Genomic DNA, 8,564 nt, shown 5'->3' with positions numbered 1-8,564 from the left:
CAGCGCCGATGGTAGTTGGGGTTTTACCCCTGTGAGAGTAGGACGTTGCCAGGCAAGTAAAAGGACAATCCGTAAGGATTGTCCTTTTTGTTTTTCTAATATAATAATTCGTGCAACTGGTATATTAACCTCCAACTTGCCGCAAAATACCATTAATGACTATCTTAGGAGTTGGCGAGGTTGGGAAAAAAAGGAACGCAAATTCCGGTCAAGGAATCATATGAAGAAAATATTGAATACCTGAAGAAAGAGCTGCGTGTAGGCAAAAGCTTTGATATTATTCACCGTAAGATTGATTATGCCGGACATAAAATGAGCATGTTCCTCATTGATGGATTTGCAAGCGCAAACATTCTACTTTTAATTATGAAGGAGATTGAAAAGCGTAAGCCAGAGGATTTTAGAAATGATCCAATCAATGAGCTTGTAGAAACCTTTATTCCGCACGTAGAGGTTGTTACAACACCTGATTTAGAAGAGGTAATTGCCCAAGTCCTTGCAGGACAGACAGCATTAGTAGTTGAAAAGGGCAGCAAAGTAGTATTGATTGATTCACGGGAGTATCCAATCCGATCACCTCAGGAACCGGATATTGAGCGTGTAGTCCGCGGGCCGCGTGATGGGTTTGTAGAAACGATTGTTTTTAATCTTGCATTGATCCGTCGCAGGGTACGAGATCGATCTTTAGTAATGGAATATGTACAGGTTGGAAATCGCTCCAAGACAGATGTAGCTTTAGTATACATAGACAGCATTGTTGATATGGAAAATGTGAAATGGTTGAGAAAAAGACTTGAGGATATTTCAATCGATGGGGTATCAATGGGTGAAAAAACAATTGAAGAGTTTGTTTTCGGCAGGAACTATAACCCATATCCATTAGTTAGGTACACAGAAAGGGCCGATACAAGTTCAGTTCATCTAATGGAGGGACATGTTCTTGTTGTTGTTGATGGGTCGCCAAGTGTGATGATCTGCCCAGCTACCTATTGGCATCACCTGCAGCATGCGGAGGAATACCGCCAGAAGCCTCTGGTAGGCGCCTTTTTGCGGTTTGCACGATTGATTGCCGTTGCGGCATCATTATTTCTATTACCTATTTGGTATACCTATGCAACAAATGAGCAGCTGCTCTCCGAACGGTGGAAATTTATAGGGGTTAAGGATCATGGAGAGATTGCCCTCATTTGGCAATTTCTTATCGCAGAAGTCGGGATTGAAATTCTACGGATGGCAGCTATACACACCCCAAATGCCCTTGCGACTGCACTAGGTATCGTCTCCGCAATTATAATTGGTGATGTAGCTGTGCAAGTTGGAATTTTTACTCATGAGGTGGTACTGTATGTGGCTGTTGCTGCAATTGGAACATTCGCCACACCAAGTTATGAATTAAGTCTTGCAAATCGTATCTTCCGTGTTTTCTTTTTACTCATGGTTGCCATACTTCAAGTACCTGGTTTAGTAATCGGTATCACTTTATGGATTCTGCTTTTAGTCAAAACAAGAACAATGAATATTCCATATTTATACCCATTTATCCCTTTTAATCCTCTAGATTTTAAATTAGTCCTTCTTCGTTCACCTGTTCCATTTAGTAATGTAAGAGGTCATATGCTTAACCCGCAGGATCGGAGTAGACAAGAAACCGAGTAAGCCTATCAGACCTATCATATCTGATAGGCTTTTCCTTTGCTAGGCAAAAGCACAGCCGAGTTATGATTTTACACCAATTAATATAAATGCAACCCCAAGCAGAATCCAGACAATTTTCATGACTGATATATCACCAACTATTCCTACTAAGCCTATTGTTGTGGTTAAAATTAAAATAATAGGACCCACTAGGGCAAGTGAAGAATTAATCATTAGAGCTTTCTCAACCGAATTAAACTTTAACATTAAAATCGCTGCAAATATTTCGATACTGCCAGATAATAATCGTAAAAAGGCCATTCCCAAGACTGCTTTTTCTAAGATAATAAACATAGCTACCTCCCGAAAATATCCATTTCAACACATTATATGTTGATACCTCCGAGAGAAGGACAGGTTTTTTCTTGAAATTTATCCATGCACCCAAAAAAAGCTGACCCAGATTATAACTGAGTCAACCGTGTTAAGATATTACTCCTCTTCGTCATTATTCAATTTAATCTTCTTACAGCCCACATATAAACAAGAGAAGATGTCTAATCCTGGCTTTGCTTTTGCTAACCCTTTAATGTATGGTGTGATAAGATCCTTAAAATCTGCTCCTACTTCATCCTCTTCCAAGATGCCGTATACATAAAGTTTTTTTTCATCAAACAAAAAGGCTACATTTCCTACGCCTTTATTTTTCCCATCAACCACATTTAATACTTGATACTCCGGTGTTATTACTTCGGGTGAAAAATATATTTGCAATGAAATCTTCTCCTTTACAGACTCTGGTGATTTTAAGTGAATTGCAGCTTTTCAAATAGGGAATCATTTTCCTCTTCGGTCGGTTTCTTTTTAGCGACATGTATTAACATCATGCAAAGCAGGCCGCATAAAAGGGTCAATCCCGCCGTCGATAAAAACATTCCAGATCTTGACCATGTCATTAATGTACTGAAGATAGGAGGTCCAATCGCAACACCTAAAAACCGAACGGATCCATATAATGAGGTTACAAACCCTCTTCGATCTGAGGGGACGGAGCCGGTAATAAAACTATTAATACAAGGAAGCACAAGCCCTGTGCCAATACTGCTCACTACAAGTACTGCAAAGAATGGTATTAATTTGGTGAAGAAAACTAGTGAGGCGAAAGATGCTGTCATTAATAAACAGCCAATGACAATTAACTTTTTCATAAGGCTCATTTTTTTTCCAATATTACTTCCTGTGATATAAGAAGTGGATGTCATAAATAAAAGTGGAATGGCTAAAATAGCTCCCTTTAACAGGCCATCTATATGATGGTCTTTCTCAAGGATGTCAGAGATATAAAATAGTATTCCAAACAGAGTGAATAGACAGGAAGCCCCGGTTAAATAAGCGGCAAATAACCAGCGGCCCTCGGTTCTAAAGACAGAAGCAAGCCCTTTGACATATTTTTTAACTGGCGGTGGTTCTTTTTTCGCTTTTTTCTCTTTGATAAAAAAGATTGTCAATAAAACAGAAAGTAAGCAAAAAATCGGGAAAGCAAAGAAGGCCGCATACCAAAAGAGCAGAGCTAATAGTGACCCTATAATGGGACTGATTACCTTACCGAATCCATTGGAGGCTTCCACTAAGCCTAATACCTTACTTTGTTCAGCACCTTTAAATAAGTCTCCTGCTAAAGCCATTGCGATTGGTGCAGTTCCAGCCGCCCCCATACCCTGCATAATCCTGCCTGCTAATATCCAAGTATAGGCACTTGAAAACCAAGCGGCTGCAGCTCCTGCTAAAAGCCCCCCGCTCCCATACAAAATCAGTGAAGGTATAATAACAGCCTTACGAGAAAAACGGTCAGAAAAATAACCTAATACAGGTATTGATATTGCTGCAGCAATCGAAAATACAGAAATAATCAAACTTGTTTGAAATTGAGTTATATTTAATTCGGATTTCATACTTGGCAGGACAGGAATCAACATCGAGTTCCCAAGAACTAAAATAAGTGGTATAGAACTGATAGCTGTAATTGTTATGCCCTTGTGTTTTTGCTTTGACAAGGATGTACACCCCTAACTATAAAATTAAGCTTTAATATTGTTTGTTCTAGGGGGATGTTTATGCATGACAAATGCCTAATTAATAGGTGTAATAGCCCATTGTTAACACAATCACCCAATTTTTGAATAATCTATCCTAGAAAATAGAGGAGGCGCATGCCTATGAATTTTTTAACATTACCCGAACGGACTACTGGAAGCAGAACATACGGACTAACTTCCGTCATTGATTTGGGAACTCCTATTGGTGAGTTAAAAAGTATTTTATCGGACTATGGCAGCATAATCGATATTGCGAAGATTGGTATTGGTTCTGCCTATGTTACCCCAAACTTAAAACAAAAAATAAATCTATATAAAGAATATAAAATTAAACCCTATTGTGGCGGGACTTTATTTGAAAAATGTTATTACCAGAATAAAATTCCCGAGTACCTCGCCTATTTAACTGATTTAGGAATAGAGTGGCTTGAGATTTCAAATGGCACGATAGATATCCCGCTGCAAGAACGGTTAAAGCTGATTTCTCTTGTAAAGAATGATTTCCATGTCATTGCAGAAGTCGGCTCGAAGGATTCTAATAATGAGATGCCTATTACTGACTGGAAAAACGAAATGCAGCTGCTCTTAAATGCTGGTTGTGATTATGTAATAACAGAAGGAAGGGATTCCGGTACTTCAGGGATATATGAAAAGTGCGGAACTGTTAAGTCCAATTTAATTCAAGAATTATTGAAGGATTTAGATACAAGAAAAATTATTTTTGAAGCCCCCACTGCAAAGCATCAAATGTACTTTATAAAAGAAATTGGTCCTAACGTGAATTTAGGTAATGTAAAACTTCAGGATGTGCTGGTTTTAGAATCCCAGCGCTGTGGACTTAGAAGTGAAACCTTTTTTTTGGAGGCAGAAAATGATCGTCACCCTAATACGGCACCTTCCCACTGAATGGAATAGAAAAACATGGCTTCAAGGAAGACAGGATATTGACATTGCTCCTATCTCTGCGGAGTTTGCTCATAAAATCAAACAGAATAAGGAACTATTAAAGGAACAAACGTTCGATGTCGTATTGGCTAGCACCCTAAAAAGGACCCATCAAACTGCACGCATATACGGTTATCAGCCTGAACCAGAAGGATTATTAGATGAGTTAGATTTTGGCCGGTTTGAAGGAGTTCCAAAGAAAGAACTCATTGAGGCGTATGGTAAACAATGGATTGATCATCCAAAGGAATTGGTTCTTGGTGAAAGTTTAAAAAACCTGGAGGACCGAATAGCTCTATTTTTAGAAAAATATAAGAGTTTTGATCATCTCTTAGTATTTGGACACGGATCATGGATACGAGGGATCGTTTCCTATACTCGTTATGGAGATATCAACCAAATGAATAAAATCATTGTCGAGAACAATCAGTGCATTACCTTAGAAGTGGAATGAGTGAATGAAATGGAGGGCTAAGGGATGTGTGAACTGTTAACGTATGAAAACTGGGATGAAGAGAAAATAGCCTCCTTTATGAAAAGTAAACCAGATTTCTTAGATGTTTTGAAATGGGCTTATCAAGAGTACAAGGACGATATCGTTTATTCCTGCAGTTTTGGTGCCGAAGGAATTGTTTTGATTGATTTAATCTATAAGGTCAACAAACAGGCCAAAATTATATTTCTTGATACTGGCCTGCACTTTCCAGAAACCTATGAGTTGATTGATAAAGTAAAGGAACGTTACCCTTCCTTGGAGATTAATATGCTTAAACCCAAGGACAGCTTAGATGACCAGGCAAAATGGTATGGAGATGAATTATGGAAGCATAATCCGAATCTTTGCTGCCATATGAGAAAAGTTGTCCCACTAAAAGAGGCATTATCCCATGTGTCCGCATGGATCTCAGGATTAAGAAGAGATCAATCCCCCACAAGAAGGAATACTCAATATATTAATAAGGATGAAAAATTCCATAAAGTCAAAATCTGCCCCCTCATTCATTGGTCATGGGATGATGTCATGACCTATATAACACTAAATAATCTTCCCTATAACCCCTTGCATGACCGGGGATATCCCAGTATCGGCTGTGCTCCCTGTACAAAGCCGGTAACTGACACAGGTAATCAGCGTGCGGGGCGCTGGTCTGGAAGTACAAAAACAGAGTGTGGCCTCCATGAGGGATGAAAGACATTCAAAAAAAGACCGCATCTTTGGGAGGTCAGGGGAGGTAAATGATATGGATGAAATTATGCCGCATGGCGGCAAATTAATCAATCGGATGGATCTTAATTTTTCAAAAGAAAATATCCGAAATTCGGTCGAAATCAGTACGTTAGAGTTAAGTGATTTAGAGTTAATTGCAAACGGTGCTTATAGTCCGCTTGAGGGGTTTATGGATAAAAAGGAGTACGAGTCTGTCGTAAACAATATGAGACTGGCTAATGGGCTGCCATGGTCCATCCCGATTACGCTGGCGGTAGAGCCTTCAAAGGCAAAACAGCTCAAAAACGGGGAAGACATTCACTTAACCCATAATGGTACGGTTTTTGGGATGATGACGGTCAAGGAAGTATTCCGGCCGGATAAGAAGCTGGAAGCTGAAAAGGTATATAGAACAATCGACCCCAACCATCCCGGAGTAAAAAAACTGTTTGAACGTCATGAAATTTATATAGCCGGTCCGATTACCCTAACCAAAAGTCCAAAGAAAACAAAGTTTGAACATTTTTATTTAGACCCGAAGCAAACAAGGGAAAAATTTAAAGAATTAGGCTGGGAAACAGTTGTAGGGTTCCAGACAAGAAATCCTGTTCACAGAGCTCATGAATATATTCAAAAGACGGCTTTAGAAATTGTTGATGGACTATTCTTAAACCCGTTGGTTGGTGAAACCAAAGCGGATGATATTCCAAGTGAAATTAGAATGAAGAGCTACCAGGTTCTACTCGAAAACTATTACCCGCAAGACAGGGTATTCTTGTCCGTTTTTCCGGCTGCCATGCGTTATGCCGGACCAAGAGAGGCTATTTTCCATGCCCTTGTCCGGAAAAATTATGGATGCACGCATTTTATTGTCGGCAGGGACCACGCCGGGGTTGGGAATTACTATGGAACCTATGATGCCCAAAAGATATTTAGTCACTTTAATGAAGAAGAACTTGGGATCAAACCCCTCTTCTTTGAACACAGTTTCTACTGTAAAAAATGCGAAAACATGGCGTCTGCAAAAACTTGCCCGCATGACCGTGGATATCATGTCATTTTATCAGGGACAGCTGTCAGAGGAATGTTAAGTAATGGTGTTCATCCTCCCAAAGAGTTCAGCCGGCCAGAAGTGGTAGACATCCTTATTCAAGGGATGAGGCAAGCTTCTGTAAGTGAAAATTCAAGTATTGGCTACAGCCAATAAATAAAGGGTGTAGGAGAATGAATAAAAGCAGCCACATCACCTGGCATCAATCAACAGTTACAAAAGAAGACCGTTATCTATTAAATGGACATAAAAGCTGTGTTCTATGGTTTACCGGGTTATCCGGCTCAGGAAAATCAACACTCGCAAATGCGGTTGACCAAATGTTATTCAGAGAAAGCTATCGGAGCTATGTACTGGATGGAGACAATATCCGTCATGGACTTAACAGAGATTTAAGTTTTCTTCCAAAGGATAGAAAGGAGAACATTCGCAGAATAGGGGAAGTGGCAAAACTATTTGTCGATAGCGGCCAGATTGTATGCACTGCATTTATTTCACCATTCATTGAAGATAGGGAACTGGTACGTAAAATGTTTGCACCAGGGGAGTTTATTGAAGTATACCTAGATTGTCCTATCAATGTATGTGAAAATCGCGACCCCAAGGGGTTATATAAAAAGGCACGAAAAGGAGAAATTCCCGAATTCACAGGTATTTCCTCCCCTTACGAAGCACCCGTACATCCGGAGATCATCATTCATTCCGATAAAAGGACCATTGAACAATCTGTAGAAAAAGTATTCAAATATTTATCAGATAAGAAGATTCTATAAGGGATCTTCTTATCTCTTTCGCCAATTAGCGGATAGAAAACTAATCTTGTGGATTTTTAGTTCGTATATATAATCGATTATATTAGTCGAAAAAAATTGGCAGATAATCGCAAATATCACTATTTTATAATCAATCACCAGAGCAGTTAATAAAAATATTAAAAGGTTGATGCCCATCATTACTTTACCTGGGCTCCAATTTTTGTAGGTAGCAATCATTAAGGCGGGAATGACCATACCCCCACTGGATGCACCAGCTCTGATTAGCATCCCCACGCCCACTCCAAAAATAACCGCCCCGGCAAGAAGGTCCAATATTAAATGGACATGTATATGAGGGACATAGATCGTTAAGTAATTGACCGTGGTTGATGTAGTGGCAACGGAAAGGATCGTTTTGAAAGTCCACGTATAGCCAAAATACCGAATCGCGAAAAATAAAAAAACAATATTTGCAATCCATAAGGAAAATCCTAATGATAAATGAAACCAGTGATTCATCAATATGGCAATACCAGCAGCCCCGCCTGATGGAATGGAATGAGGAAATAAAAACAATGACATAGCCATTCCTTGCATGCTGGCGCCTATTATTATGCAGCAATAGGTAAGCACTGTTCTTTTCATAATATAGCAGACTCTATTTTAAATTGTTTATTACGTTTAACCAAGTTCATAACCCCCTAGGACAATCCTTACTTGTCCATTTTATGAAGGGGTTGTTCGGAATATGAAGGATGTTGTTTTAAAGGTTTCACTTTGTTTCAAATATCATTTACGATTAAAACAGGCAGAACGCACCTTATTTTAATGAGGTGATGAATGCCTGTTTTTTTGTGCCTTCCTGAGTCTTATTA

10 protein-coding genes are annotated in these 8,564 nt (G+C 39.2%); 6 read left to right on the top strand and 4 right to left on the bottom strand.

What is annotated here, in order from left to right; translation table 11 throughout:
• Positions 1-180 precede the first annotated feature (180 nt).
• Positions 181-1,656, top strand: coding sequence for a spore germination protein (locus GXK58_RS26735; protein WP_160726212.1), 1,476 nt, complete (start codon positions 181-183; stop codon positions 1,654-1,656).
• A 60-nt stretch (positions 1,657-1,716) separates the two neighbouring features.
• On the opposite strand, the gene GXK58_RS26730 is transcribed toward GXK58_RS26735, so the two are convergent.
• The 3 genes from GXK58_RS26730 to GXK58_RS26720 form a co-directional block, all read right to left on the bottom strand.
• Positions 1,717-1,989, bottom strand: coding sequence for a YqhV family protein (locus tag GXK58_RS26730; protein WP_202171465.1), 273 nt, complete (start codon positions 1,987-1,989; stop codon positions 1,717-1,719).
• A gap of 138 nt (positions 1,990-2,127) precedes the next feature.
• Positions 2,128-2,409 carry a hypothetical protein gene (locus tag GXK58_RS26725; protein ID WP_160726211.1) on the bottom strand — a complete coding sequence of 94 codons (282 nt, stop codon included), beginning with the start codon at positions 2,407-2,409 and terminating at the stop codon, positions 2,128-2,130.
• 32 nt (positions 2,410-2,441) lie between these two features.
• The gene (locus tag GXK58_RS26720) at positions 2,442-3,689 is read right to left on the bottom strand and encodes an MFS transporter (protein ID WP_160726210.1); all 1,248 of its coding nucleotides are present in this window, start codon (positions 3,687-3,689) and stop codon (positions 2,442-2,444) included.
• 162 nt (positions 3,690-3,851) lie between these two features.
• Between GXK58_RS26720 and GXK58_RS26715 the strand changes: the two genes are divergently transcribed.
• Genes GXK58_RS26715 through cysC form a run of 5 tightly spaced genes read left to right on the top strand, consistent with a single transcriptional unit; the run spans position 3,852 to position 7,707 of the window.
• Entirely contained in the window at positions 3,852-4,637 is a 786-nt protein-coding gene (locus GXK58_RS26715) for a phosphosulfolactate synthase (RefSeq protein ID WP_160726209.1), read from the top strand.
• Positions 4,603-5,130 (top strand): histidine phosphatase family protein, encoded by a 528-nt coding sequence (locus GXK58_RS26710; RefSeq protein ID WP_160726208.1) that lies wholly within the window; start codon positions 4,603-4,605, stop codon positions 5,128-5,130. The genes GXK58_RS26715 and GXK58_RS26710 overlap by 35 nt, the downstream gene beginning before the upstream one ends.
• 24 nt (positions 5,131-5,154) lie before the next feature.
• Positions 5,155-5,865, top strand: a complete 711-nt coding sequence (locus GXK58_RS26705) for a phosphoadenylyl-sulfate reductase (RefSeq protein WP_160726207.1) — start codon at positions 5,155-5,157, stop codon at positions 5,863-5,865.
• A 52-nt stretch (positions 5,866-5,917) separates the two neighbouring features.
• The gene (gene sat / locus GXK58_RS26700) at positions 5,918-7,090 is read left to right on the top strand and encodes a sulfate adenylyltransferase (protein ID WP_160726206.1); all 1,173 of its coding nucleotides are present in this window, start codon (positions 5,918-5,920) and stop codon (positions 7,088-7,090) included.
• 17 nt (positions 7,091-7,107) lie between these two features.
• Complete coding sequence (gene cysC, locus GXK58_RS26695) at positions 7,108-7,707, top strand: adenylyl-sulfate kinase (protein ID WP_160726205.1); 600 nt, start codon at positions 7,108-7,110, stop codon at positions 7,705-7,707.
• A 9-nt stretch (positions 7,708-7,716) separates the two neighbouring features.
• On the opposite strand, the gene GXK58_RS26690 is transcribed toward cysC, so the two are convergent.
• Positions 7,717-8,334, bottom strand: coding sequence for a YitT family protein (locus GXK58_RS26690; protein WP_160726204.1), 618 nt, complete (start codon positions 8,332-8,334; stop codon positions 7,717-7,719).
• Positions 8,335-8,564 lie beyond the last annotated feature (230 nt).

The sequence above is a fragment of the Bacillus sp. USDA818B3_A genome (assembly GCF_009928415.1).
GTDB lineage: Bacteria > Bacillota > Bacilli > Bacillales > Cytobacillaceae > Neobacillus.
This window is presented reverse-complemented; position numbering and strand designations above follow the sequence as displayed.

Coding starts and splice junctions, on each gene's coding strand:
- cysC (WP_160726205.1), top strand. CDS start 7,108: ATGAATAAAAGCAGCCACATCACCTGGCATCAATCAACAGTTACAAAA.
- GXK58_RS26690 (WP_160726204.1), bottom strand. CDS start 8,334: ATGAAAAGAACAGTGCTTACCTATTGCTGCATAATAATAGGCGCCAGC.
- GXK58_RS26730 (WP_202171465.1), bottom strand. CDS start 1,989: ATGTTTATTATCTTAGAAAAAGCAGTCTTGGGAATGGCCTTTTTACGA.
- GXK58_RS26715 (WP_160726209.1), top strand. CDS start 3,852: ATGAATTTTTTAACATTACCCGAACGGACTACTGGAAGCAGAACATAC.
- GXK58_RS26705 (WP_160726207.1), top strand. CDS start 5,155: ATGTGTGAACTGTTAACGTATGAAAACTGGGATGAAGAGAAAATAGCC.
- sat (WP_160726206.1), top strand. CDS start 5,918: ATGGATGAAATTATGCCGCATGGCGGCAAATTAATCAATCGGATGGAT.
- GXK58_RS26710 (WP_160726208.1), top strand. CDS start 4,603: ATGATCGTCACCCTAATACGGCACCTTCCCACTGAATGGAATAGAAAA.